The following is a 25,851-nucleotide window of genomic DNA, read 5'->3' on the forward strand; positions in this document are numbered from 1 at the left end:
TGTTACAGCTTTATGTCTGACTCACGTCGTGCCGTTGCGATCATCCAGGCCCGCATGGGCTCGGCTCGTTTTCCACGTAAAGTGCTGGCTGATTTGCACGGCCAGCCCGTCATCTGGCATCTCATTCACAGAATTGGCCAATGCCGTGAGATTGATGAAATCGTGGTGGCTACCTCAGACCAGTCAGGTGACGATGATTTGGCTGCTTATGTGAGCAATCTGGGCATTCGGGTCGTCAGAGGCTCAGAGACAAATGTGCTCGAGCGTCTCCTCAAAGCTGCCGAAGAATCTGAGGCGGATATCATCGTGCGCGTGACCGGAGATGCTCCATTGGTAGATCCTCAATCGCTGGACGATCAAGTGTCCGTCATGGTGGCTGCCCACGCGGACTTTTGTGTTTCTGAGCCTGAAGTGCCGAATATCAACGAAGGCTTCGAGGCGTTTACGATGGCTGCCTTAACGAAGCTTCAAATTGAAGCTGGGGACGATCCCATCGCCAAAGAGCACACCTGCACCTATTTCAAAAAGAACCCGGGTTTTGTGCAGGTCGTTTATGCGCAGGTGCCTGAAGAATTGCAATATCGCGGAGCGCGAATCTCTGTGGATACACCGCCAGATCTCGCTTTTCTTAATTTGCTGCATGAGCGACTCGATGTTGCACCAGGTGAATTGGATATCCGCGAGGTGGTGCAGCTTCTTCGCCGCGAACCTCAGCTCACTCAGATCAATGCAGGTGTGGTCCAAAAAACTGCCGGAGCTGTCTCAAGGACCGCGATTTTTCGTTGTGATGCCTCTGCTCAAATCGGTTTTGGCCATCTGATCCGTTGCCTAGCGCTTGCCGAAGTTTTGCGCGATGAGCAGAGCTTGGGGATTACCTTTGTGACACGGCCATCCGAAGCGGCTTCCCGATTGATCTCGCAGCAACGTCATCGGCATTGGATTTTAGATGAAAATCTGGATGCCTGGGATCAACTCGAAGCCAAGGTCAGCCAGGATAAGGCCGACGTTTTGGTGCTCGATGTACGTGATGGGGTGAGTCCACCACGGCTTGAATCGCTACAAAGAAAAACGGGTGCTCTCCTGGTCGATATTGATGATCCCGAAGATAAACGCCTAGTTTGCGATCTTTTGTTTTATCCACCCGTACCTCAACTCGATCACATGGATTGGGCCGGACTCAAGGGGACAAAACATGCCGGGTGGGATTGGCTGCTTTTGAGAAAGCAATTTCATGAGGCGCATCAACGGCGGGTTGCGGTGCCTTTGGTCTCTCAGGACAGACCGGTCATCCTCGTGACGATGGGCGGTAGCGATCCGGCGGGCCTGACGCTGAAAGCTAGTGCGGCGCTGGCGAACGTTCCGGGCTGCTTTCATGTCCTGTTTGTTTTAGGAGGGGCCTTCTGTCACGACGAAGCGTTTGAGGAGCAGTTGAGCAAAGTTTCATATTCTTATGAAATCCTACGGTCTGTGGATGCGATGGCGGACCTCATGCTGAGGGTGGATCTGGCCGTGGCTTGCTTCTCCGTGACGGCCTATGAATTGGCCACTGTAGGCGTTCCTTCCATTTTTCTTTCACTTACAGCAGACCATTACGAGTCCTCATTGCCTTTTGTGCTCGATGGCTTGGCTCTGAGTTTGGGGGTGCATGATCAGGTGAAAGGCGAAACTCTCACGGCTGCCATTTCCGAGATTCTCGTTGACACTCCTCGCCGCCTTCTCATGTCTCAAGCCGCGCTTACGAAGACGGACGGACTCGGAGCTCGACGCATCGCCCAAACAATTACCAACCACCTGACCAAGCGCATATGAGCGAATCTCAAACCAAGGAATGGAATGGCCACCACGGCTCAGTTCAGGCCTCAGCCAACGGTTTTGATATCATTGATTGCCAGGCTCAGGGGTTCAAACATGCGATTCCGGTGCCCACTGCGGAGGAACTCACCAATGCTTATAAGCACGAGTATTACTCGTCTGAGAAGCCCCTCTACCTTGAGCGGCATCGAGAGGACTTGGAATGGTGGAACATGGTGTATGCAGAGCGCTATGAGACGCTTGAAGCCCATTTGCCTCAAGGCAGACGCCGCCTTCTCGATGTCGGCTCTGGCCCAGGTTTCTTCTTGCTGCATGGAAAAGGACGGGGATGGGATGTGATGGGTATCGAGCCCTCAGTACAAGCCTTCGAACACAGTCAAGGTCTGGGTTTGAACGTGACTAACCAGTTTTTGAGCGCTGAAAACGCGGCGTCCTTTGGCAAATTCGACGCAGTTAATATGAGTGAAGTTCTGGAGCACATTCCAGATCCTGAATCTTTTTTGAAGCTGATTCATGGCATGTTGGCGGAAGATGGCTTGATTAGCATCGCTGTGCCCAATGACTTCAATAGCTTCCAAAAAGCGGCTGTCGAACAGCAGGCTTTGCCGACCTGGTGGGTTGCACCTCCGCATCATTTGAATTATTTTGACCATGCCTCTCTGGCGCAGTTGGTTGAGCGTTGTGGATACGAGGTCGTTTACCAAGAGGCAACGTTCCCCATTGAGATGTTTTTGTTGATGGGAGATCTTTACATCGGCAACGATACCTTAGGCCGCGCCTGTCACGGCAGACGAAAAAACTTTGAGCTCAACCTTCAGCGCTCTGGAATGGGGAGCTTAAAACGGCAGATGTATCAAAAGTTGGCTGAATTAGGTCTAGGTCGCGAGGTGGTTATCTTTGCGCGTAAGAAATAACGGGCGCTTCAAGAGATGATGCGAGGTAGGGATTAAGGAATCTCCTTCGCTTTCAATTCTTTCGGATTGGGCGTTGAGCATTTTGCAGTGATTTTGCACTGGCCAACAAAAAGTGGTATCGGTTTCTCGACGGTGTCAAAACCATGCTTTTTGCTCGATTGAGTGACGGATTCGTTGCTCAATTGTTAGTTAGGTTAATGTCGCGGTTAAGCCGCGCTTGTGAATTCTTTAGGGGGATGGGAGCCCGGCCTAAAAGTGAGTGGCCAGTTGCTTGCGAAGCTGGCGAAAGCAGGAAAAGACGATGTTTGCGTGAGGAATTATTTGCCGTTTTCAGAAGACTCTGAGACGGGGATCATAAGGGTTCGTTCATTGTCGAACTACGAGTTATGGCGTAGTGTTGGATTGTGACTGTCTTGTGGTTTGACCACTCAAAATCCAACCCATTAACTGGAGGGGCGTTCGTTGGGGCTCCGGCTTCTTACGGACTGCATTTGCTGTTCTTCCCCCCCCCATGAACTCTGATCTCCACCAGCTGTCCCCTGATTATCTGAAAAAACTGTCCGTCGATGAGCTGACCGCCTTGGCGGCTGATATTCGTCAATATTTGATTGGTGCCATCTCCACGACTGGAGGGCATATCGGTGCGAATCTAGGTGTCGTCGAGCTGACTCTGGCGGTTCATGCGGTATTCGACTCTCCTCAAGACGCGATCATTTTTGACACCGGACATCAAGGCTACATTCATAAGTTGATCACCGGTCGGCAGGAACACTTCTCGACCTTAAACACATGGGGCGGGATGAGCCGTTTTGTATCGCGTCATGAAAGCGAGCATGACACGATTGATGCATCTCATGCGGGCACATCCATCAGTATCGCCAGCGGGATGGCGTGGTCTTTTAAGGTGTCAGCTTCCCCTCAAAAGGTGGTGGCCATCATTGGAGATGGTTCCATGGTTGAGGGCATGGCTTTCGAGGGATTGAACTTCGTTGCTGGCTCTGAATTACCTCTGGTGATCGTTTTGAATGACAACGAAATGGCCATCGCTCCTAACATTGGTGGAATTCGTAATCTGACAACAGGTCAGGATTGGCAGGAGAAAAGCAGGGCTTTTTTTGAAGGGTTGGGTTTGTCCTATCTGGCTGTAGAAGATGGACATGACTTGGCATCCCTGGTTTCTGCGATGCGTGAAGCGCATCAAAGCTCGCACCCAGTGCTGGTGCATGTGAAAACTGAAAAGGGACGTGGCTTGTCGTGTGCGGATGGTCATCCCTATAAGATGCATTTTTCGATGCCGTTTGATCCTGTGACTGGTAAAGGTGCCAATCCGACTGTGGCAGGAAAGACAATGGCCTTGGTAGCGGCGCAGGAGTTGGAGGAGATTTTACAAGAGGATCCTGATGTGGTATTGATTACCCCGGCGACACCTTATGCATCCTATTTAGATCGACTCATCAGCCGGTTCCCTGACCGAGTCATCGATGTGGGAATGGCTGAGCAACAAGCGGTGGGAATGGCAGTAGGAATGGCATTGCGCGGTAAAAAACCCGTGGTGTGCATCCAGACCACCTTCATGCAGCGCGCCTACGATCAGTTGCTCCATGACGTCTGTTACATGGATGTGCCTGTCACCATTCTGGGCGTGCGATCAGGCTTCTCGGGCTATGACTCACCCACCCACCATGGCATTTTTGATATCCCTTATCTGAGGTCATTCCCAAACATGCAGATCATTTATCCGACGGATAGCCATGACATGCGGGCTTTGCTGCGTAGAAGAATGGCATCCCCGAACGGGCCGATGACTATTCTGCATCCCTACGAGCCGATTGAGGAACCAGAATTGCGTTCGGAGTTGGAGGAGTGCGAAGATGTCTATCTGGTCGAACACGGTAAAGACGGGCTTATTTTAACGCTTCCCAACCGATCTAAAGCGGCGATTGAGCTTCAGGCTGCCTTGAAAGTGGAAACGGGGCTTTCATATGGCGTGGCGGTGATCCGTCAAATCAAGCCCTTCCCAGTGCAGCAAGTGCTCGATCTCTGCCAAACGTTAGAGCGCGTCATCACTTTAGAGGAGAGTGCTCTAGCGGGTGGGTTTGGCTCATTGATCGCCGAAACCTTTGCGGATTTTGGGGTGCAAGTGCCGTTGATGCGATTTGGGGTCAATGATCAGTTTGTCGCACCGGGGACCAAAGAGGAGTGCTCTCGTGATACGGGGCTGGATACCCAAAGCATTGTGCAAACGGTGGTGAAAAAATGGGCTGCTCCATCCTTACGCGCTGCGTTGGCTCCGACTCAGGCCTTGGCTAAAGCTTGCTAGAGGGCTCAGAGATCAAATCGGTCGTTTGACTTCGGATTTTGGGGGTGACGAATAGCGCGTCATCCCCAAAAACTCATTGCTAATCAGCCCAGTAAATTCACACTGGGATTGATTTTCGATCCATGATGGCGCCCTCTTTAAACTTCCAGGACCTTTCAGATGGGGGCACGGTTGTTTCAGTACTCTCATTACAGCAGAGGGCGGGCGGCATGAGATCGTGTGAGCAACGATACAGGTCGGACGTTTAAACATGCCCTTTCAAATTTTATTCGACGGTGCCTACGGTATTCGCAGTTTTGGAGATGATGCTCCTCTCATCGTCCTAGCGGAGACCTTGCGGAAAAAGCTCGGTGCTGTCGAATGCGTGGTGGTAAGCCGACATGCTGCTGAGGCTCAGTATGAGAGCTATGGCATTCGGGCTATCGAAGGAGTCGAATACGCGACCAAGGCCGAAAGCTTGGGGCGCTGGTTTCGGGGATTCAATCCCGATGATGAACGCGCAGACCTATGCCGTCTGTATGATGAAATCGCCGCTAGCGACCTCGTGGTTTTAGGGGCAGGGAATTTCTTGATCGATATCACGATTGATGTCCTCAAAGGGCCTGTTCCTCGATTTCTTCTCATGTCGCTCATGGCACGTATGACAGGGACTCCTGTGCTGTGGTATGGGATTTCGGTGGGACCGCTCAAAACGCGTCTAGGAAGAGACATGAGCCGCTTAGCTGCATCACTCGCCAGCCGAATCACGGTGAGGGACGAGAAGAGTTTGCGGGAGTTGAAGTCGCTTGAAATTCATTCACCTGCGATACATCTCCCTGATCCTGTGCTGGGGCTAGAGTTGGCTCCACGTGGAACGGCAGCCAGCAATCCCGTGTGGCAGGCTGCTCATTCAGAAGGAAAGTCGGTAATAGCGGTGTCAGTCAGGGCCGTGCCTACCAGTAGTGGGCTTACGATGGACGAATATCTAACAATCCTGGCGTCTGCCTTGGATAAATTGGTCGTCCTCCATGATGCGAATGTGCTTTTGATTCCGCAATGTATCTACGCTCACGCAACCCCCGATCAAGATGACCGGTTTACGGCTAGGCAGTTGATGTCCAGAATGAAGGAAGTACAGCGTTGCTTTTCGGTGGAGAATGAACTGGATGTTTATCAGTGCGCGGCCTTGTACGAGGGGGCGAAGCTTGCCCTCTGCACGAGGCTGCACGGTTGTGTATTTGCGGTGATGAACGGCATTCCCACCTTGGCTCTTTGCTACCACCCGAAAGTGTCAGAGTTCATGAGTTGGATTGGGTTCCCTGAGTTTGCCTTTGCAATGCAGGATTTATCTGTGGAGACGCTTTTGGAGGGGGCTGTCGCAGTGTTGGACCCTCAAAAGCAGTTTGTCGCTCAATCGACGAGAGCCATCCAGGCTGGGCGGCAGAACTTGGAAGAATACTCGAATATTGCGATTGAAGCCATGCGGGAAAAAGTCCATTTCTCGTGAATGGCTCGGCCCTAGGCAGTCAGTTTCTTTCGATCCAATCTACGGAATCCCTTTCTTATATGATAAATAAAATCCGCCCACACCGCATTTTTGACCTCGTTCCAGCAGAGGAAAAAAGCGCCGTGATCTGTCTGCCTCAAAAGAAGTCTCTTACCTCCATGCTTGAGCGCGGTATTCTGCTTTCCTTGGCGAAGGCTGTGAAGCCGCAGCGAATCTTTGAATTTGGCACCTACCTTGGGGAGACCACTTTCATGCTGGCGGAGAATACTGAAGCGGAGGTCTTCACGCTAGATTTGGGTGAGTCATATGATTCCCCCCAGCTTGATAACTTTGAGAAAAACAACCTTGCTCAGCATCGCTCGAATCAGAAGCAATGGGAAATCCGTGAATGCGGGAAGCGTGTCACTCAGCTTTTGGGAGATAGCACCCTCTTTGATTTTTCCAGCTACCATGGCAGCATTCAGTTCGTTTTGATCGATGGTGGGCACCAGACCGAAGTTGTGATCAAAGATACGGAAAATGCTCTGGCGCTCTTGGATCGCTCGAAGCCGGGCTGCGTGATTTGGCACGATTATAACAATCCGCATTACGAGATCACCCAGTATCTAGACGGCCTCTCGGAGAGCCTGAAGTTGTTTTACATCGAGGAAACGAAATACGTGGTCTATTTCAACGAGCACTTTCCATTTTGATTTCCCTGACCACAGCCGTTCAACGCTTCACGATTCGCATTCCCGTATGAGTCAGAAATCCCTTCAGGACTGGGCTAAAACTATTCGTATCGAGTCATTGAAAATGATTCACCACAGCCCGGCGGGCCATCCGGGGGGCAGCTTATCCGTCGCGGATATCATTGCTGTTCTCTACTTTTCAGAGTTGCGTTTGAAACCTGAAGAACCTCGCTGGTTGGATCGTGACCGTTGCATTTTGTCTAAAGGGCATGCCTGTGCGGCTGTTTATGCTGCCCTTGGCCTGTTAGGTTATTTCGATCAAAAGGAGTTTCTGAGATTTCGCCGCATTGATGGTTTGCTAGAAGGGCATCCGTCCGTTGCGATTCCAGGCATTGATGCACCTTCAGGCTCACTCGGAATGGGGCTGTCACAAGGCCTGGGCATGGCTCTGGGCGCTCGTTTTGGTAAACGTGACTTCCGCACCTATGTGGTGCTGGGGGAAGGCGATCTCCAAGAAGGTAGTACTTGGGAAGCCATCATGGCCGCTGGACATCACAAGGTGAGTTCACTCTGCGCGATTTTAGATCTCAATGGAGTGCAGCAGGATGGCCGGGTGGAAGACACCATGAATATTGCCCCGATTGCTGACAAGCTGGAGGCTTTTCACTGGGCGGTGCAAGAAGTCGATGGGCATGACTGTGACCAGATCGCTGAAGCTCTAAAGAGAGCCCGGTCAGAGACGGGTAAACCCACACTGATTGTCGCCCGCACGATCAAAGGCAAAGGTGTTTCCTTCATGGAACATCAGGTCAGATGGCACGGCAGTACTCCCCTATCTGCGGAGCAGTTGGAGGCTTCCTTAGCTGAGCTCAATTGCTGAGCATATCTCTTACCGTATCAAACGATCGCCAGTCAGTCGCAAAATATCATGAGTTCAGATTTTCAATTTTTCAAAAAGGGCGAGAGCATTTCTCTGCGGGAAGGCTTCGGGCGTGCGATGGTCACGTTGGGCCATCAGCGCCAGGACTTCTTTCATTTTGACGCCGATGTCCGAGGTGGCACGGGTGCCAAAGCCTTTTCGGATGCCTTCCCAGATCGCATCGTTCAGTTCGGGATCGCGGAGCAGAATATGATGGCGGCGTCGGCTGGGTTTGCTGATACAGGCCTGATTCCGGTGGTGGTTGGATTCAGCGCTTTCACCATCATGCGCGCCCATGAGATGCTGCGGACAGCCGTGTGTTACGGGAAGCGGAACGTCAAGGTCTGTTGCAGTCACCTCGGTGTGGATACCGGCCCTGATGGGGCGACAGCTCAGATGATTGAGGATCTTGGCACCTGCCGCACCATTCCTGGCCTGAAGATCATGGTGCCTTCTTGCGCCAATGAGATCCAGCCCATGTTTGAAGCGGTGCTCAATGAGCCTGGCCCCGTTTATATGCGCATCGGCCGTAGTCCGACGCCCATTCTCTATGAAAATCCCGGTCCCATTCAGATCGGTAAAGGCGATCTATTGAGAGAAGGCACAGATGTCACCATCATTGCTTGTGGTTCCCGTGTCTACGCGTCTCTTGATGCGGCCGTGAAATTGCAAGAGCAGGGGATCTCCGCTGCTGTTGTGAACATGCGCAGTATCAAGCCTCTGGATATTGAGTTGATTACCCGACTTGCTGCTCAGACTGGTGCCTTTGTGACGGTCGAGGACCACAGTATCCACGGCGGTTTGGGCGGGGCTGTGGCAGAAGCCTTGGCTCAGTATTGCCCTGCACCTCTCGAAATCTTGGGAATCCAGGATAAATTTGGTCGCAGTGGAGAGCATCATGAGCTCTTTGCTCTTTATGGCATTTCTGAAGCTGACATCATTGAGGCTGCGCAGCGTGTTTTGAAACGCAAAAAGTAACATTCATTCATTCATTCTCTCTTTCATCGTTCATGAGACTCCAGGATAAAGTCGCCGTTATCACCGGTGCTGGCCGAGGTATCGGCAAAGAAATCGCAAAAACTTTTGCGGCTGAAGGTGCAAAGATCGTTGTCAATTACGTCAACAACAGAGCGGCTGCGGAAGCGACTCTCGCTGAACTGACCGAAGCAGGTGCGGATGCGGTTTTGATCCAGGCCAATGTGGCCGTGCGTGAAGAGGTGAAACGTCTCTTCAAGGAAGCCCATGAGCGTTACGGAAGAATCGATATCTTGGTCAACAATGCCGGTATCAACAAGCGTGGCTGGTTCGAAGAAGCTACGGATGAAGACTGGGACATGATCATGGGCGTCAATCTGAAAGGGCCCTTCATTTGCAGCCAGGAGGTGTTTCCCTACATGAAGGAACAGAAGGGGGGGCGCATCATCAATATCTCCTCTGTAGCTGGGCAGTATCACGGGCCAAAGACCGTTCACTATGCGGTCTCCAAAGCGGGATTGAATAGCCTCACCAAGGTGGTAGCCCGCTACGGAGCTGAGCATAACATCTTGGTGAATGCCGTGGCTCCGGGGATCATGTGGACAGAACAGACGGCAGATGAACTGGCGAGCCCCGGTGGTCAGGTGATTGTCAATATGACCTTGGTGAAGCGGCCTGGCCAGTTGAGTGATGTATCCAGCACCTGTGTCCTCTTGGCTTCGGATGAGCAGAGCTACATCACGGGACAAGTGATCAGCGTCAGCGGAGGAGCTTATCTGGCCTGACCTATGAGTAGTGCGCCTGATTCAGCGGTCCTATTACTCGGTGCCAGTGTCGATCAGCTTTTTGCGATCCGGACGGCCAAACAAATGGGACTCTACACCGTCGTAGTCGATGGGAATGTCCAGTCTCCAGGCTTTCTTGAAGCCGACTATCATGAGCCTGTCAGCACCCGAGATGCAGAGGCTCTCAAGGCGTTTGTGGATCGCTACCATGCTCAAGGTGATCTCCCGCGCATTCGTGGGGTGTTTGTCATGGGCAGCGATATCCCCTTCATCGTTGCTGAACTGGCTCAATATCTAGGCACTCCAGGGATCTCGGCAGAGACGGCCCGAGTCGCCACGGATAAATACCTGATGAAGCAGCGCTTTAAAGAACGTGGCGTGCCGATCCCGTGGTTTGCCTTACTGTCCTCGGCGGAGGATCTCGCCGAGCCACTGCGTCAATACAAAACCCTGGTGATCAAACCCGTGGACCGCTCTGGAGCCCGCGGGGTGTTCCGCATCACCGAGGAGTCGGACTACCGGCGTCTGTTTGAAGAATCTCTCAAGCTCTCGTTTTGCGGTCAGGTTTTGGCTGAGGCCTATATTCCCGGACTCCAGATCAGCACGGAAACGATCATGCACCAGGGGCGTGGTGTCACCCCAGGTTTTGCGGACCGAAACTATGAAATGATTGATGCCTTCGCGCCGAATATCATCGAGAACGGAGGTTGGGTGCCTTCATGTGTCTCTCCGGAGATGAAAAAACAAGTGGAAGACTTGGTGGAAAAAGCTGCGCTTGCTCTGGGGGTCACGGATGGCATTGCTAAAGGCGACGTGGTGGTGGGTTCCGATGGCCCGATGATGATCGAGATGGCGGCGCGTGCCTCTGGAGGTGACTTTGCGGAAAGTCTGGTGCCCATCGGCTGCGGGGTGAATTTGATCGAGGCAGGCATTAACATTGCCATCGGCCGCGTTCCCGACTTTGAAAAGCTCCAGCCACGGTGGCGCCGAGGGGTGGTGAATCGTTATTTCTTTCCCAAACCTGGCGTGCTGAAAAGCATCGAAGGTGCTGATGAAATCCGCAAACAACCCTGGATTCGCAAATTCGAACTCTGGTATAAGGAGGGAGATATTGTTCCACAAGTGCGCAGCCATGCCGACCGGTTTGGGGTTTTCATTGCGGAAGGAGCTGACCGGGCTGAAGCGGAAAATCGAGCCGAATGGGTTTACAAAACATTGAAGATCGTCACTGAATAATTTGAGTGGCACAATGTGCTGTCCCCAATCACGCTTCACGTGAAAGCCTTCCAAATCTACCATCTCAATCTGGCCTTCTCTTCCATTCCGGCCAAGAGCAGGCCCGAGGTCATCCAGCGCTGCTACTGGCCGCTTTTGAAGATGGCCGAAGATCTGTGCATTCCGATCGGCGTCGAACTGACAGGTTGGACTTTGGATCAAATTCGCCAGATCGATCCTTCGTGGGTGGAGCATTTCAAACAAATGCTCCATGCTCAACAGTGTGAGTTGATCGGCAGCGGGTGGACTCAGATGATCGGCCCGTTGGCGGCACCAGAGGCCAATCACTGGAATCAGAAGCTCGGTGTGGAGGCTTATGAGAAACTTCTGGGCCTGCGCCCGCGTCTCGTGTTGGTCAATGAGATGGCTTACTCCACGAGTATGGTGGATCTCTATCTGTCGGCGGGATATGAAGGCATGATCATGGATCGAGACAATGTGCGGCTGGCTTTGGATCTCGATCATCAGCCTGCCTCCCGAGTCCCGACCCACGCCTTGGGGCTACAGAAACAGGTGTTTCCGGTTCTCTGGTCAGATTCGATTTTGTTTCAACGGCTGCAGCGCGTGGTCCATGGCGATATTCCGGTGTCCGAATATCTAGACTACGTGCGCAAGCGTGCTTCCGAAGATTGCCAAGTTCTCCCGGCTTATTGCAATGATGTGGAGATCTTTGACTTCCGACCTGGCCGTTTTACCACAGAAGCCAAACTGCATACCGAGGGCGAGTGGACCCGAATGCGAAGGGTTTATACGGCTGTAGCGACCGATTTAGGGATTCAGTGGGTGTCTCCGAGTGATGCTCTACACGCTCAGAATGAAGGCCGTAAAGTTAAGCCGAGGATACTTTCCTCCGTCGCTCACCCGATCCCAGTCAAAAAGCAGGCGAAATATAACATCAATCGTTGGGCCTTGACGGGAAGGAATGATCTCTGGCTGAACACGACCTGCCATGAGATTTGCCAACGTCTCGTGCGTGAAGGTTCAGCCAAGGCTGAACAATGGCGTGAGCTTTGTGAATTTTGGGCCAGTGATCTCAGGACTCACATCACCGAGGATCGCTGGCTAGATATTCTAGCCCGTATCGACAGCTTCAGAGAAAGTCTTCCGCCCTATCCTTGCAAGCATGACGCTGAAGCACGGGTGCCTGCCAGTAGTCATCTACCTGAGTGTAAGATCGAGCGAGGTGAGGATGATATCTTGTGGTCCTTTGACACTGCGCACACTCATTTAGTGCTGAATGCTCGGCGCGGTTTGACCATTAAATCGCTCGCTTTCAAGTCACAAGGATTCAAGCCTCTGTTGGGCACGATACCTCAAGGTTTTTTCGATTCGATTGAACTGGGGGCTGATTACTATTCAGGCGGGGTTTTGATTGAGATCCCGGGCGAGCGCGTCCGGCTGACGGACCTAGAATGGGTTCGCCCTGAAATCGTGCATACGGACCACAGTGTGCAGATCGTTGGCGTGCTTCCACTAGCCAAAGGGAAGCTGAAAAAGACGATCATTATCGACTTAGAATCGGAGGCGATCCGAATGACCTACGAGTTTCAGGACTTTCCAAGGCCCCTGGGTATCGTACGTGTCGGGGTGCTGACATTGATCCCTGGGTTCATGGGGCTGCCACTTTCTTTGCATTGTCAAAATGGCGGGACTGAGACGGAGCATTTTCTGGTCAGTAGTGACGTCAATCACGGCCAGCCTGCTTCCCAATTCGTTTCTAGCACTTCGGCCATGGGCGCTACCGATGGTCAGGTGATGCTCCTTGATAATACTGGGCGCGGCTTCAAGGTCGAATGGGAACCGGCCGCTTGCGCTGCGGTGCCTTTGCTCAAGCATTTGAGAACACCGCATTCCCATCTGACCCGGCTTTCATTTTCATTGAGTGAATTGGACGACACCTCGCGGCCTGGTGGAAAACTATTGCCTTTCGACGTGGTCTTGGCACCCGTAGGTGGAGAAAGCTGATTTGGTTAGCTCTTGAAGTAATGGCTAGACGTCAAACGCTATTAGTTGCCGGCTCGTTGGCGCCGAATGCTCTGAGTCGCTATCTCAAAGAGGCGGATCTGGTTCTGGAAATCGACACTCAACTGGAGCGATCCCGCTACCCCCAAATTAAAAATTGGTTGGCCTACAGCGATATCATCGGGAGTGATCAGGTCACTGAAGTTCATCAGGAACTTGATCAGGTGCTGACCTATTTTTTAGAGCATCACCTGCCGTTAGGTGACCTTCCTGTGCATCGTGCCTTTCGTGTGGGGTGTTTGTCGATGGATGCTAAACGGTTGGTGCTTGCCCATATCGTCGGGCGCATCGCGGCACTTCGAGTGTTAAAATCAGACTCGATTGCTCGTATCGTGGCGATTGCGGGAAACGGTGTCCAATTCTCTGCTTGGCTGGAAGTGGCTAGTGAGATGGAGATCCCCGTCACCTGTATTGACCCGGAGCCGACGCCTTTCAATGCGTGGCGGCTGTTGAAAAAGTGGTGGTATAAAAGGCAACAACGATCTGTCGCGACGAATCAGCCAGTGCTGGAGTTTGAGTCGGCCGACAGCCAACAGATTGAAGATGCCATTCTTTGCTCGAGTGAGCGGGTGGCACGATTTCTTGCCAAAGACCCATCCGCTACCGCCCTGAACATCAAACTGGCTCCAACAAAGAATATCGCAGGTGGCCAGGACCTCAACCACTACACAAAGCTTTACGATGAATGGTGGAAAGCTTGGCAACAACGTTTTTTAAACGAAGGTCCGGTGCATCAGGCTCTTGCCCCCCACTGCCTTCGTATCCTCCGTGATTTGGGGGCAATGGTCGTAAAAAACAGCTGTCCAAAATTAGCCATCTCTTATCTGAGAGCCAAAAGCTATTTGGCTGACAACCGCCCTAAGCTTCTGCTGTGTGATACCCAGGTGGATACCACTGAGCGAATGTGGGCTTTGGCAGCCCAAGAGGCGGGTATTCCTGTGGCCGCCTATGTTTACGATCACCTGCCGGATCCTAAGCAGTCTTTCATTCCTAATTTTCTCTTCTGTGATAGCGGTCGGACTATCCGCGTAGTCACAGAACGCGGCTTCTCCAAGGACATCTTGATCCCTGTTCGCTCGCATCGTCAAGCCAACCTCTCACGATCTTTGATCCCGACTCGCCGTCCCTTGGTGGTTTTTGCAGATAGCTATTATGCCGGCGTGCGTGCGGATATTTCACCGCGTTATTGGTTTCCCTGTTATGAGATGATCGTCCAAGCGGCCAGAGCCTTGCCTGAACTGGACTTTGCGATCAAGCTCCATCCCTTGAGAGGAAAGCGTGAAGCCTCTTTCGGATTCACTGCCTTTGATGAAAAAGATGTTCTTGGTCGGCAAGAGTTTTTCCGACAATTACATCCACCGCGTAATGTCAAATTGATCGATCCTGAGGTGAACTTGAGTCAGATGTTAAATCGCACCTCGATTCTTTTGCATGTCGGCTCGACGGCTTCGATTGAAGCCTTCGAGATGGGAATTGCGGTGATCTTTCTCAAAGATCCTCCGCCAGATGCGCCTTCCTACATTGGCATTAAAGAGTTCGATGCCTGTAGACTCGCTCTAGATGCACCAACATTAATTCAGCACATCCGTGATCTGGTGTCCCGCTCCGATGTACGACAAGAACTGGTTGATAACCAGCGCCGGTTTCTCAAAACGGTTTACTGGCCGCCGGGGCCCTCCTTGGTGGAAGGTATCCAATCCTGTCTGAATAAACTGGGGTGAGGCAATCCGCCGTCTTGGAAGGCATGTCATTGCTTTAAGAGTTGATAAGGTTGCCAGCCCTTCGTATCGGCTCGACCTACGAACTAAATGACATCCACAGAATCCATGCACGGCCTCATGAGTCGGCTGTTTCCCATTTGCAGGAGCCTTACGGGAGAGGGCGTGCGCACGACATTAAAGATCTTACAGGAGCATATGCCGGGCCTTACGATTCACGAAGTCCCCAGTGGGACGACGTGTTTGGATTGGCAGGTGCCGGACGAATGGAATATCCGCTCCGCGCGCTTGACTAATCCGGATGGGGAAGTCATCGCCGATTTTGATACGCACAACCTGCATGTGGTGGGTTACTCAGAGCCTGTCGATGTGAAACTTGAACTGGAGGAACTCCAAAAGCATCTCTACTCCAGTGCCAAAATGCCGGAGGCAATTCCTTATGTGACAAGCTACTACAAGCGTACGTGGGGATTCTGCATTTCCGAAAAGCAACGACAAACACTCAAACCCGGGCGTTATCATGCCCACATTGATTCGTCGCTGACTCCTGGCAGCCTAACCTATGGTGAGTTGATCTTACCGGGGGAATCGAAAGATGAAATCTTCTTGTCTACCTATGTTTGTCATCCGTCGATGGCTAACAATGAGTTGTCAGGCCCTGTCGTTGCCACTTGGCTGGCCAAGCACCTCCAAGCTCTCCCTAAACGGCGGCACACATACCGCATCGTTTTCATCCCGGAAACGATCGGTAGTATCGTTTACTTGGCCCGCCACATGGACCATCTCAAACAGCATGTGAAGGCGGGGTTTGTGCTGTCATGCGTGGGGGATGATCGTGCCTACTCCTACCTGCCCTCCCGTTGCGGGGGGACACTGGCAGACAAAGCGGCGTTGCATGTGTTAGACCATCTGCATCCGGGGTATCAAAAGTTCAGTTATCTTCAGCGTGGTAGTGATGAACGCAATTATTGTTGGCCGGGTATCGATCTACCCATGTGCTCGATTATGCGCAGTAAATATGCGACCTTCCCTGAATACCATACTTCTGCGGATGACTTGACCTTTGTCACTGAATCCGGCTTGCAAGGAGCATATCAAGCGCTGCTAATGACCATCGACTGCTTGGAGAAAAACAAGACCTACATAACAACGGTCTTAGGCGAACCTCAGATGGGTAAACGTGATCTCTATCCGACGATTGCGATGAATGGAAACGTCAGCAAGGGGCGAGCGAGATTGCTGGTGGATATCTTGGCGTATTGTGATGGTACGAATGACCTTTTTGATCTCGCTCATATTCTGAACCGACCAGCGTGGGAGCTCTTTGAACTCATGGATGTGTTGTTGCATCACGGACTGATTCGAGAAAAGAACTGACGTATGACCTCACGCACCCATTATACGACGGAGGATATCAAAACAGCCCTATGCGAATTAGGGGTCGCTTCGGGCGATGATGTTTATGTTTCTGGTAACTTTGGATCGCTTGGGTTTCATGAATCAAAATCGAAAACCGGTACACTCGAAGCCCATCACGAGGCCATAAGGGCTGTCATCGGCCCCGAAGGTACGCTCGTGGTTCCGACGCATTCATTTGACCTCTGCAATACGGAGATCGTGTTTGATTCCAAGGTGACGCCTAGCCAACGAGGACCGTTCACAGAATTCATACGGCAGATGCCGGGAGCTGTGCGTCAGTTTCATCCATTTGGTTCGGTGACGGCTTTGGGTGCATCTGCCGGCTTGATTTGTGAAAAAACAACCCGGCATGCCTATGGGCCGAATACGCCTTATGAGCGCCTCCTTCACCGAGATGCGTGGAGCCTCAGCGTGGGGATGCCGCCTCAGACCACTTGCAGTCTGGTTCATCACTTGGAGATGACGATGGCCGTGCCCTATCGCTACACGAAGGAGTTTCTTCATCCGGTCAAGCGCAGCGAAGAAGTGGTGATCGAGCCTTTCTACCTCTTTGTTACTTACCAAGGCATCGAGCTTGAGCGCGACCGTAATGCGAAGTTCTTTGCTCATCCTCTGATGGTGCAGCATGTCCGTCAGGTGCGTATCGGTATGAATCAGGTGTGGGCTTACAAGATGCGCGTCTTCGAGCAAGTGGTGCGGGAGTGCATGACCGAAGATATTTACGCTTGGTTGCGCCACCCGCCTGAGATACGGCCGTTTCAGAAATGATCTCTATTACACGGCGGTCTGTGACGTTTGGCGCACCGCGTCGAAACTCTTGAGTACAGCCTCAACGGGGATGGCTGATGTTGGTCCCGGCTGGTTTGTGCCATTGAAATCTCTGGCTGCTAAGACCGCATTCCTTGGAGTGGGCCAGTGCCATTTGCCTTCATGAGTTGGGCCAAAGAGAGTCACCGTAGGAAGACCAAAAGCCTGGGCTAAGTGAGAGGCAGCACCATCGATGCAAACCACCACACGAGCTCTGGCCAACAGATGTAAGTATTGCTGCATGGACGTCTGACCAGCGAGATTGAGTGTCGGAACCGCAGCGCCTTGCGTGATGGTCAGACAATGGTTTTTTTCTCGCTCAGAACCTCCGCCTGCGATGACGATGGGGAGGGCGGTTTTGTTCGACATCTCCGAGAGTGCTTCGGCCCATTGCGGTTCGCTCCAAAACTTTCTCGACCAAGCTGCCGTGGGATTGATAAGAATGTAGGGCTCTTGAGGTGCCTGCGAATGCCGCCAACTTTCAGGAGGGGAAAGCAGACGAGGCGGCATAAATTGCTCGCCTGGAAGGCCGCTGACGGCACGCCAAAAGTAGCGAGCCCAATACTCGGCACTTGGGGGTTCGAGCCTGATTTCATGGAAAAGTAGGCGATACCACCAGCGGATATGGCGAGGTTTGTTGACGATGAGTCTGCGCTGCCGGGTGCGTAATTTGAAGGCCTGCCAAACAGCGCGGGAACTCCAACTGGTCGTCCAAATAGAGCTAAATTTTTTGCCCGCATCAGGTCCCCATTGGCAATCAGGCATCAGCTCAATGAGTGGGCGGAAGGCATCACGAACAAACAATGCGGTTGGTGTGCCTGTCTGACTCGCCAGATAGGCAGCGCTAGGCTGGAGCAGTAGCACATCTCCCAGCTGTTTATCGCTTACGATGGCAGCGGAGTCACTCATGATCCAGAGGCAGTGTGCTCGCGGTAAATGACCTTCAATTTGCGCACCGTCTCCGGTGTGGAGAACCGCTCACGGATGATCTGATGAGCTTCCGTAAAGCCGAACGCACTCTGAATCTCTGGCATTGTCAGCGAAAGAAGGGATGCCAGCTTAGAAGCCAATTCATCCGAAGCCTCGGGCTGAAAGAGGAACGAATCGCGCGGGATAAATTCAGGGATCAATCCGGTAGCGGCTGCCAGCAGCGGCACCCCCGCAGCTACACACTCAAGAGCGGCCATACCAAAACTCTCATCACGCGAGGGATGAATCGCTAAGGCATATTGTCTCAGTCGTTTCCGATAATTGGGATCTACTCCCAGGAAGTTTAGCTTGAAGCGACTGAGTCGTTGGGTGTGTAGAGTCGTGGATGCGTCTTGCTGTAAGAGGTCCCCCAGGAAATGAATTTCTGGAACCGGGCCTGGAGGGACGATGGCCTCCAACCGCTGAAGGGCTGCGATGAGATCCTGCCAGCCTTTCCGGGGAATGATTGATCCTAGTACCAGCACATGCTCCAAGGCATGAGATGGCTGAGATGGAGGGGGCAGAATTTCATCTTCCGTGATGCCATTATGGACGAGCGTCAGAGGCGGTTGGCCAGCGATCCAGGGACGGACTTTTTGGAACAGTTGATCTCCCACCGCGATCAGATGTTTGTGCTTCGAGCAGTGATACTTTTCAAAATCACGCTGACTCATTCCCGGCGTGCGTAGCGTCATGATGGGAATGGCCGCGAGTTCATGTGCGACTGCTTGGCCTAACAAACTATCAGGGTGATCATTTGTATGTACCACAATTGGCCGACGTGGATCGAGAAGGGACTTCAGTCTCTTCGCGGCTTGTTTCGCAAACTGGTGATTTTTAAACAGTCGCCCGCCCAGACTTCGGGAAGCCGGGAAGGGCAACTGAACCCAAGGCACCTGATTCGCATCACAAAAGCCCGTTAACCATCCCACTTGGCCGGTCAGTAAGCACGGCGCATGGTCCTGCAAGCTAGGCGCGGAGAGAAGCCGCGAAAGAGATTTCTGAGCTCCCGCCAGATGGACTGAGTTTTGGACGAAAACGATTTGAGGAAGCATAGGTCGCTCCTCGAAAACTAGGCAAAGTTCTTTTGCAACGTTTTCATCAAACGCCAAGCTAGCCTGCGGGTCAAAGTGACCTCGGCTTGAGACATGCGCTCAACGGCTTTGAACGGATCGATTTTCCATTGATCCTGGCACAGCTGCCGCACATAAGGTCGCGCAAATGCGGCCATCGCGTGGTCATAATGCTGATAGCACGAAGCGACCAAACCTAAACGCACCAAGCGGCGCAAGGATTTTTCGTCGTTTGTCGGCAACGCCTCGGGATGGAGCAAATAGAGGACATCGGCATGCATCAATTGTCCGCGTGAGAACGGTAGAGGGCCATCGGCCATCGAATAAGGTTTTTTTCCAGTGGCACGCCTCCATTCATGGTTTTCAAGCCAGCGCATCGGAACAAACCCATCTTGGCGGACTCGCTGATCGATCTCAGCAAACAGCGGTTGTTCTTCATACATTGGGAAGAAAGAAACTTCGGTGCGAATCCCAACGAGATCTTCTTTGAGTGTGCGTGGAGCGCCATTGAAAACTTCCACCTCCATGCTTTGAACATCGATTTTCATGAAGGCAGGTTCAAGGATCCCTTCTTTATGAAGAACGTCGTCCAAACGAGAGCAGGGCACTTTGACAATTTGATCCAGATTGTAGAACTCTCCTCGGCAAAAAAGTTTTCCCAGATCTTGGCGGGCTCTGTACTTGGATGAGCAGCCTCGCTTCGAATAAAGGTTGAGATCGAAAGTCCCCTCATAATCGGCCAGAGCGACAGGGACGAACTGAACCTGCTTCCATCCTCCTCCGATACCTGCATTCTGTAGCCTTGCGCATTCTACGGCGTCCGGCTCAAATCCCACGTATTTCGTTGCCTCAGCCACTGGGCCTAGATCTGTATTCACTCCTCCCCTGGCTCCTACGTCCAAGGCTGTGAGTCCGATATTTTGGGCTAAGGCGAGCAGGGCGTGATCCATCGAGAAAGTGATATTGGGAGAAAAACACGCTGCAATCAGCGCTCGGTTAAAAACTTTAGACTTCAGAAATCGGTGGTGGGAGCGTCTTACTCCGCACGATGTTCATCGCACCGTTGAGTTCACCCCCGGGTTCGATGGAGACGGAGCGGGCGGTGACATCGCCATTCACGGAGCCATTGATACCGATGACGAGGGGACCGCTTGAGAAAAGGGTGCCTGTGATCTTGGCTTGCACTTCCACTTCTTCCGCATGGATCTCATTGAGGAAGACGACATCAGAGCCTTTTTCGATGATGAAGCGGCGGCAATGGATCTCACCGATCATGGTGCCAGTGGCACGGAAGATGGCGTCACCTGATGCGGTGACATTCGCTTCCAGGATACCCTGGCAACGGAAGTCTTTGCACTCGATGCGTTCGGCGGATACCTGGCCGCGTTTTCGAATGAGGACATCTCCACGCGTGCGGATGGACTCCCCAGTCGGCATATTCACCTCCACATCATCCAGCGGGATTGTGGCACTGCAGTTAGGGCAGGTGGTTGACCGAGCCGAGCGGCTCACCTTGAACTTATGGCCGCATTCAAAGCACTCAGCGTCTTTGAAATACTGGTTCCGATACATACCTTCACTCTTCATTTTCTGAAGAGTGCTGGCGCTCATCGGAGCAGGGGCCGGGGTGGGCGGCGGGGAATTGGATTGAGGCCGGCGGGATGCCAGAAACGATTTGGGCTTCACATCGCCCGTGCTAGGAGCCTCCGTTTCGGAGAGGTTTTCGTTGTCTTCCTCAGATGTGGATTCTTGGGCCTCATTTTCTGTGCCTTCCTCTTGGGGCTCAGGTTCGCCAAATGAAGCTGCTTGTTCCGCAGGGGCGTCGTCTTTCGTGAGATCTACCGGCTTTTCATCTTCCTGTGGAGTCTCTGGAATAGGAGCTTTCTCACTGGCGCTTGGGCCTGTCCCTTGAGTGGCTTGCTGTTTGAGGAAGACGCCAAATCCGCCCTCGGCTGCTTCTTCTTCGGAAACAGGCAGCTGCATCTCTGCAACGAGTGGATCGGCTGCTGCGGGCTGTGCGCTGGGCTCTGGTGTCGAGCCCGTCGGTGCCGTGTCCTCCTCTTGCTGCGAAGATGGGATGTCGGCAGGAGGCTTGGGTTTAGAATCTGCCCATGGATCAGGCATGCCCATGCCTGAGCGGGTGACGGTGGACGCAGTGACCTTCTTGCGATGAATGGTCAGGTGCACACCGCACTTTTTGCAGAATGTGGACACAACAAGACGCGGCTCGTATTGAGCCGCGCCACAGGCCGGGCACACCACCTCAATTTGGTTCTTGGGTGGGCCCGGTTTGTCGCTACTAGAGCCGAAGAAACTTCGGAACACTTCGACGTGTGAATCAGTTTAAGGTTGCGCAGGAGCGGCAGGACGGCCCCCCAGAGGAGCTGGCTTGGCAGGCTCTGGCTTGCGACCCACTTTGGAGGCACCCATAAAGGTGGCGCCTTCTTCGATGGACAATGTGCCAGCTTCGATGTCACCGACGAGGATGGCATTGCTCTTCAGCTCGCAACGCTCAGTGACGGTGATGTTACCTTCGACTTTGCCGAAAATAATGACGGAACGGGTGCGGATCTCACCCTTGATCAGCGCATTTTCACCCACGGTCAGGCTGCCGTCGGAGTGCACTTCACCTTCGATTTTACCATCGATGATGAGGTCATGAGAAAATTTGATGGAGCCTTTGATCTCGACGTCGTTGGCGAGAACGTTTTTGCTGGAGGTCATGTTATATGAGGATGCGCGTTGTGGTTGTGCAGCAGGAGCTGGAGCGGTGAAGCTGGGGCCACGATCCGCGAATGAGACCGGTGCGGGGGCCTCAACACGGCCTGTTTCCTTTTGCCCTTCAGAGGGTTGTCCGATGATTTGCCTGAGCATGAATTACTATAGGTTGGCTGCGACTTGAGTGTCAACGTTGTGCTGTGTTTTTTTCAGTGACAGACCCGCCTTGAAAGAACAAACCGGCTCCGGCAAACTGAGATGGTTTCTGGATGCAGAAGGCATGCCATGGCCACCGTTGTTTTTATTTACAACTACATCTCTGAAACCCTGTCGAGCCAGAAATCTTACAAGAGCCTGTCAGATTACTGCCGTTTTACACTTTGGACACGCACTGTCCGACGCCTTGCTCAACGCTAGGGGTATCCAACGAGTGGCGATTGAGCCTCGTTGATGCACTCTCGGTTAAGCGAGATGGCCTTGCTACAGTATGTACATGCGTTGCACTTGACGGGGTCTATTCAGAAGGCTCCCGCATCAAGTTGAGCAATTCTTGACGATTCACCTTGGGTTCCGGTTTGGCTGCAGGCTTAGTCGGTGTTGTCGGCTTCGGCGCCGACGCTGCCGGTGGCTTCGGTTTTGGCGTTGCGGAAAGGGTGGGCTTCTGCTCTGGCTTGGTCTGAGGCCCGGGTTTTGTCTCTTTTGGCTTGGTCGCTACGACTGGAGCAGGCGCGGGTTTAACCGTGGGTTTCTCAGCGATAGGCTTGCTAGGCGGGGCTTTTTTGACCTCGGTTTTAGCTGGCTTCTCAGGGACACTTGGTGCGGGCAGGGGGGCGGCTACACCCACCATCTTTGTTTTTTCGCTGCCTAGGTCTTGAATGCTGTGAGGTCCCTCGACTTTGACCTGGGTGCCATCGATGACAAACTCGGTGCTCTCGGCTTCGGCTTTGTAGAGTTGTCCTGCTTTCTTAACCATGGCTTGCCGACCTTTCAGAATGGCGGCATCCGGAGTGACGAGAATTTCTTCGGCTTGAGCCCAGATGGGTGAATCCATGCGCTTTTCCAAGAGAGCGCCGCCTGAAGCGATGTATTCTAGCTGATCGGCTGAGCCTTGATAAGCACGGCTAGTGATACGGGCACCGGATAGTTCCACCACGCCAATCTTCTGCACTTTCGGAAAACGAGCACGCTTCACGGAAGGAGAAGCGTCAAAGACTTTCGAGTCCGAGACATACGGACTTGAGGTGCATGCAGCCATCGCCAAGGCGGTCAGTCCGAGCATGGTCCTCGAAAGGACCCCGAAATCAGCAAAAGAGAAATTCATGGGGGGGAAATACGATTTTCATCTTAAACAACCTTTTTTGGCAACAACGAAATCGGTCTAGCATGGGGTGCTGGGCACTAAGCGGGCTAATTCCTGGGGTAGCGCCGATTCAAAAACCATCTCGGCATCATCATCAGGGTGGAGTATTTTTAAGCGACAGGCATGGAGGGCGATGCGCTTTGCAGGGTCTGTGCTGGCTCCATATTTAGCATCTCCCACGATGGGGCACCCTGCGGCGGCCAATTGAGCGCGGATCTGATGGCGGCGCCCCGTATCGAGGGTCACTTCGAGTAAACTGCGGCCGAAGCCCTGACCGAGGCGACGGTAGTGGGTGATCGCCTCGCGAGTAGTCGAGGTCGCCCGCTGAGTCACATACACTCGATGGGGTTGGGTTTCATCCAGGTGGTTTTGGAGTGTCCCAGATGTGGCCGAGGGGCTGCCTTCGACGATGGCTAGATAGGTCTTCTCCATCCGTGCCCAGTTTTCCTGCATCCAGGTTTTCGCTTCCTCGGTTTTGGCTAAAACAAGCAGGCCAGAGGTTTCCCGATCTAGACGGTGGATGATCCACAGGCGCTCTTGACGGCCGCGTGACGTCTCTCTCAGATAGTCGGTCATGACGCGGAACGCAGTGCGAGTGCGCTCGGTCTCTGTGGCGATGGTGAGCAGGCCTGCTGGTTTTTGGATCACGAGAAGCGCCGCGTCTTCATGGATGATGCTCAGGCCTTTCGGAAGGGGCACGGTGACTGGAGGCGGCGCTTTTTGCGGATGGATGCTGACGACATCCCCGGGCTGAAGGGGGTGATCATGCTTGTGGACGGGATGGCCATTGACCTGGATGCCGCTGAAGCGCAGCCATTGTTTCAGCTTGGTGCGTTTAACTTCTGGCCATTGAGTGGTCAGAAAAGCAAAGAGGGGGGTGGGTTCGCGGACAGTTTGTGGGGTCATTCTCCAGTTTTTCTAACCAAGCGGAATTGGCGCTGATATTTTAAAGGCGTGATGCCGACGTGGCGGTGAAAGTGCTGAGTGAAACTGCTCTGATCGCAGAATCCCATCTCGGTGGCAACGATGCCAATTTGGGCATCTTCATGCTGGAGCGCATCGCACGCGGCTTGGATGCGCAGCTTCATGATGAAGGTCTGAGGACTGACTCCGAACGTCTCGACAAACTTCCGATGGAGCTGACGTGTGGAGATATGAACCATGCCTGCCAGTTCCTCCACCGTGATGCGCTCGCGAAAGTGCTGCCGGATGTAGGTGAGCGCTTTTTCGATCTGTTGATAGGGATGCACTGTCTGAGCGGCATGGCTGTAGCTCTGGGTGGTGCCCATGATGCCGATCACTTTGCCTTTGCGATCTCTCACTGGGAGCTTGTTGGTGATGAACCAGTCTGGGATTCCCTGCGGATTGAAAAATAACTCGACGAGATTCAGACGCGCTTCACCTGTCGTCAGCACTTGCTCATCATCGCGGCGGAAGTTCTCCGCAAGTCGGGTGGGGAAGATATCGAAATCCTCTTTTCCAATGAGGTCCAGTTCGGTTTTATAACCGAGGCTTTCCACGAAGTGCTGATTGGCACAGACGATCTGAAAACGGCTGTTTTTGGCAAAAAAGGAGATGCCCGGCAGGTGGTCTAACACCCGGTAAAATTGGCTCTCCGGGGCCAAGGCACGCAGGAAGCGCTCACGGAGTTGGGTGGAGTTAGGAGCCATTGATCATATCCGATCTGCATGCGCTGGAGCGCCAACATTGCACCGACGCCTTAGTCTTCCATCAATTTCACCGCGAGGTTTCGCATCACTTGGCGACTGGTGAAGTTATCGATGCGATCAAAGGCCTCATCCAGATTTCGTAGGATGCGGAGGAGGATCGCGTCTGTGCTAGCTGCTGTGCGGATCACATCTTCGATGGACGGATTTGCCGCTGGGTGATGCCGGGCGACATCGGTGGAGAGCATGAAGCGGCCGCGATTGAAGCAATCCACCAGCCAGGTGCGCTCAGCGTGCTCCACCTGAGCCAGAAAGTGACCGGGAAAGTTACAGCCGTAGATGTCGAGGCCGAATCTTTGGCCTAACAGGCGATAAAGGCAGCAGAGGCTGATGGGATTGCCCAGACCGGTTTCCAACACCCAAAAGAGGTTGCTGTTGTGAGGCGTGTAATAGTCTTTGCTGTTCCCTCGGAAGCGCGCGGTGCCATTGACGGGGGAGAAGAGCCAATCGCTCAGCTCGCGGGCATCCATCCGGCCTTGGTCACGAAAGGCTTCTTCAGCTAAGGCGTCCAGCTTTTGAGACAGCTCGCCGGGCTGTGTGCGCCAGCTATGCAGATAGGCGGAAATCTGGGCAATGCCCTCCTCAAGCTGTGTCGTGGGATGATCCAGCCAGCGCCAGCGCATCCAGCGTTCCTCCAGTTCCGCTCGGCGGGCAGGCTCTAGCAGGCGGCCCATCCGCTGTTCCTCTTCTTCGGTCAGAGGCCGGTCCATCAGCCGCAGTCGCTCAGGCAACTCTTGGCGCATGCTCAGCAGCTCTTTTTGAATCGCTTCCTGGACGACCTGGGAGTCATCGTCCAGGAGGGAGATGAGATGATCGAGTTTGGCGAGGCCGGACATGAGATCGTTTTTAGCAGAGGCTGGCGGCTAACAAAGGTGAAAATT

22 protein-coding genes are annotated in these 25,851 nt (G+C 53.1%); 13 read left to right on the forward strand and 9 right to left on the reverse strand.

Annotation, left to right across the window (positions count from 1 at the left end):
* The first annotated feature begins 12 nt into the window (after nucleotides 1-12).
* The 13 genes from B5D61_RS09810 (at nucleotide 13) to B5D61_RS09870 (ending at nucleotide 17,084) form a co-directional block, all read left to right on the forward strand.
* On the forward strand, nucleotides 13-1,809 hold the full coding sequence (locus B5D61_RS09810) for a cytidylyltransferase domain-containing protein (RefSeq protein ID WP_078813173.1): 1,797 nt from the start codon (nucleotides 13-15) through the stop codon (nucleotides 1,807-1,809).
* Nucleotides 1,806-2,726, forward strand: coding sequence for a class I SAM-dependent methyltransferase (locus tag B5D61_RS09815; RefSeq protein WP_078813174.1), 921 nt, complete (start codon nucleotides 1,806-1,808; stop codon nucleotides 2,724-2,726). The genes B5D61_RS09810 and B5D61_RS09815 overlap by 4 nt, the downstream gene beginning before the upstream one ends.
* Nucleotides 2,727-3,237: 511 nt before the next feature.
* Complete coding sequence (locus B5D61_RS09820) at nucleotides 3,238-5,046, forward strand: 1-deoxy-D-xylulose-5-phosphate synthase (protein WP_078813176.1); 1,809 nt, start codon at nucleotides 3,238-3,240, stop codon at nucleotides 5,044-5,046.
* 250 nt (nucleotides 5,047-5,296) lie between these two features.
* The gene (locus B5D61_RS09825) at nucleotides 5,297-6,532 is read left to right on the forward strand and encodes a polysaccharide pyruvyl transferase family protein (protein ID WP_078813177.1); all 1,236 of its coding nucleotides are present in this window, start codon (nucleotides 5,297-5,299) and stop codon (nucleotides 6,530-6,532) included.
* A 59-nt stretch (nucleotides 6,533-6,591) separates the two neighbouring features.
* Nucleotides 6,592-7,224: a class I SAM-dependent methyltransferase gene (locus B5D61_RS09830; protein ID WP_139373165.1), complete on the forward strand. Its 633-nt coding sequence runs from the start codon at nucleotides 6,592-6,594 to the stop codon at nucleotides 7,222-7,224.
* A gap of 46 nt (nucleotides 7,225-7,270) precedes the next feature.
* Nucleotides 7,271-8,083, forward strand: a complete 813-nt coding sequence (locus B5D61_RS09835; RefSeq protein WP_078813181.1) for a transketolase — start codon at nucleotides 7,271-7,273, stop codon at nucleotides 8,081-8,083.
* Between the two features lie 48 nt (nucleotides 8,084-8,131).
* Complete coding sequence (locus B5D61_RS09840; protein WP_078813182.1) at nucleotides 8,132-9,100, forward strand: transketolase family protein; 969 nt, start codon at nucleotides 8,132-8,134, stop codon at nucleotides 9,098-9,100.
* A 32-nt stretch (nucleotides 9,101-9,132) separates the two neighbouring features.
* On the forward strand, nucleotides 9,133-9,882 hold the full coding sequence (locus B5D61_RS09845) for an SDR family NAD(P)-dependent oxidoreductase (RefSeq protein ID WP_078813184.1): 750 nt from the start codon (nucleotides 9,133-9,135) through the stop codon (nucleotides 9,880-9,882).
* Between the two features lie 3 nt (nucleotides 9,883-9,885).
* Nucleotides 9,886-11,118, forward strand: a complete 1,233-nt coding sequence (locus B5D61_RS09850; RefSeq protein ID WP_078813186.1) for an ATP-grasp domain-containing protein — start codon at nucleotides 9,886-9,888, stop codon at nucleotides 11,116-11,118.
* Nucleotides 11,119-11,157: 39 nt separating this feature from the next.
* Entirely contained in the window at nucleotides 11,158-13,122 is a 1,965-nt protein-coding gene (locus B5D61_RS09855) for a hypothetical protein (protein ID WP_139373166.1), read from the forward strand.
* A 20-nt stretch (nucleotides 13,123-13,142) separates the two neighbouring features.
* Nucleotides 13,143-14,900: a hypothetical protein gene (locus B5D61_RS09860; RefSeq protein WP_139373167.1), complete on the forward strand. Its 1,758-nt coding sequence runs from the start codon at nucleotides 13,143-13,145 to the stop codon at nucleotides 14,898-14,900.
* A 117-nt stretch (nucleotides 14,901-15,017) separates the two neighbouring features.
* Nucleotides 15,018-16,274: a DUF4910 domain-containing protein gene (locus B5D61_RS09865; protein WP_217698956.1), complete on the forward strand. Its 1,257-nt coding sequence runs from the start codon at nucleotides 15,018-15,020 to the stop codon at nucleotides 16,272-16,274.
* 3 nt (nucleotides 16,275-16,277) lie between these two features.
* Nucleotides 16,278-17,084, forward strand: coding sequence for an AAC(3) family N-acetyltransferase (locus B5D61_RS09870; RefSeq protein WP_078813194.1), 807 nt, complete (start codon nucleotides 16,278-16,280; stop codon nucleotides 17,082-17,084).
* A gap of 6 nt (nucleotides 17,085-17,090) precedes the next feature.
* Here the strand turns inward: B5D61_RS09870 and B5D61_RS09875 are convergent, their stop codons facing one another.
* From B5D61_RS09875 to B5D61_RS09915, 9 genes are all read right to left on the reverse strand, one after another.
* Complete coding sequence (locus B5D61_RS09875; RefSeq protein ID WP_078813196.1) at nucleotides 17,091-18,032, reverse strand: glycosyltransferase family 9 protein; 942 nt, start codon at nucleotides 18,030-18,032, stop codon at nucleotides 17,091-17,093.
* Complete coding sequence (locus B5D61_RS09880) at nucleotides 18,029-18,862, reverse strand: glycosyltransferase family 4 protein (protein ID WP_176159332.1); 834 nt, start codon at nucleotides 18,860-18,862, stop codon at nucleotides 18,029-18,031. Before B5D61_RS09880 ends, B5D61_RS09875 begins: the two co-directional genes overlap by 4 nt.
* A 302-nt stretch (nucleotides 18,863-19,164) precedes the next feature.
* Complete coding sequence (locus B5D61_RS09885) at nucleotides 19,165-20,115, reverse strand: FkbM family methyltransferase (protein ID WP_078813199.1); 951 nt, start codon at nucleotides 20,113-20,115, stop codon at nucleotides 19,165-19,167.
* Nucleotides 20,116-20,170: 55 nt separating this feature from the next.
* Entirely contained in the window at nucleotides 20,171-21,379 is a 1,209-nt protein-coding gene (locus B5D61_RS09890; RefSeq protein ID WP_078813201.1) for a polymer-forming cytoskeletal protein, read from the reverse strand.
* Nucleotides 21,380-21,508: 129 nt separating this feature from the next.
* Nucleotides 21,509-21,889, reverse strand: coding sequence for a bactofilin family protein (locus tag B5D61_RS09895; protein WP_078813312.1), 381 nt, complete (start codon nucleotides 21,887-21,889; stop codon nucleotides 21,509-21,511).
* 508 nt (nucleotides 21,890-22,397) lie between these two features.
* A complete protein-coding gene (locus B5D61_RS09900) occupies nucleotides 22,398-23,204 on the reverse strand; it encodes a hypothetical protein (protein WP_078813203.1) in 807 nt (268 codons plus the stop codon).
* A gap of 57 nt (nucleotides 23,205-23,261) precedes the next feature.
* Complete coding sequence (locus B5D61_RS09905) at nucleotides 23,262-24,149, reverse strand: RluA family pseudouridine synthase (protein ID WP_078813204.1); 888 nt, start codon at nucleotides 24,147-24,149, stop codon at nucleotides 23,262-23,264.
* Nucleotides 24,146-24,913, reverse strand: a complete 768-nt coding sequence (locus tag B5D61_RS09910) for an AraC family transcriptional regulator (RefSeq protein ID WP_245846519.1) — start codon at nucleotides 24,911-24,913, stop codon at nucleotides 24,146-24,148. The genes B5D61_RS09905 and B5D61_RS09910 overlap by 4 nt, the downstream gene beginning before the upstream one ends.
* Before the next feature lie 50 nt (nucleotides 24,914-24,963).
* A complete protein-coding gene (locus tag B5D61_RS09915; RefSeq protein WP_078813206.1) occupies nucleotides 24,964-25,806 on the reverse strand; it encodes a transglutaminase-like domain-containing protein in 843 nt (280 codons plus the stop codon).
* Nucleotides 25,807-25,851: the final 45 nt, after the last annotated feature.

Source organism: Prosthecobacter debontii, from assembly GCF_900167535.1.
Taxonomy (GTDB): domain Bacteria; phylum Verrucomicrobiota; class Verrucomicrobiia; order Verrucomicrobiales; family Verrucomicrobiaceae; genus Prosthecobacter; species Prosthecobacter debontii.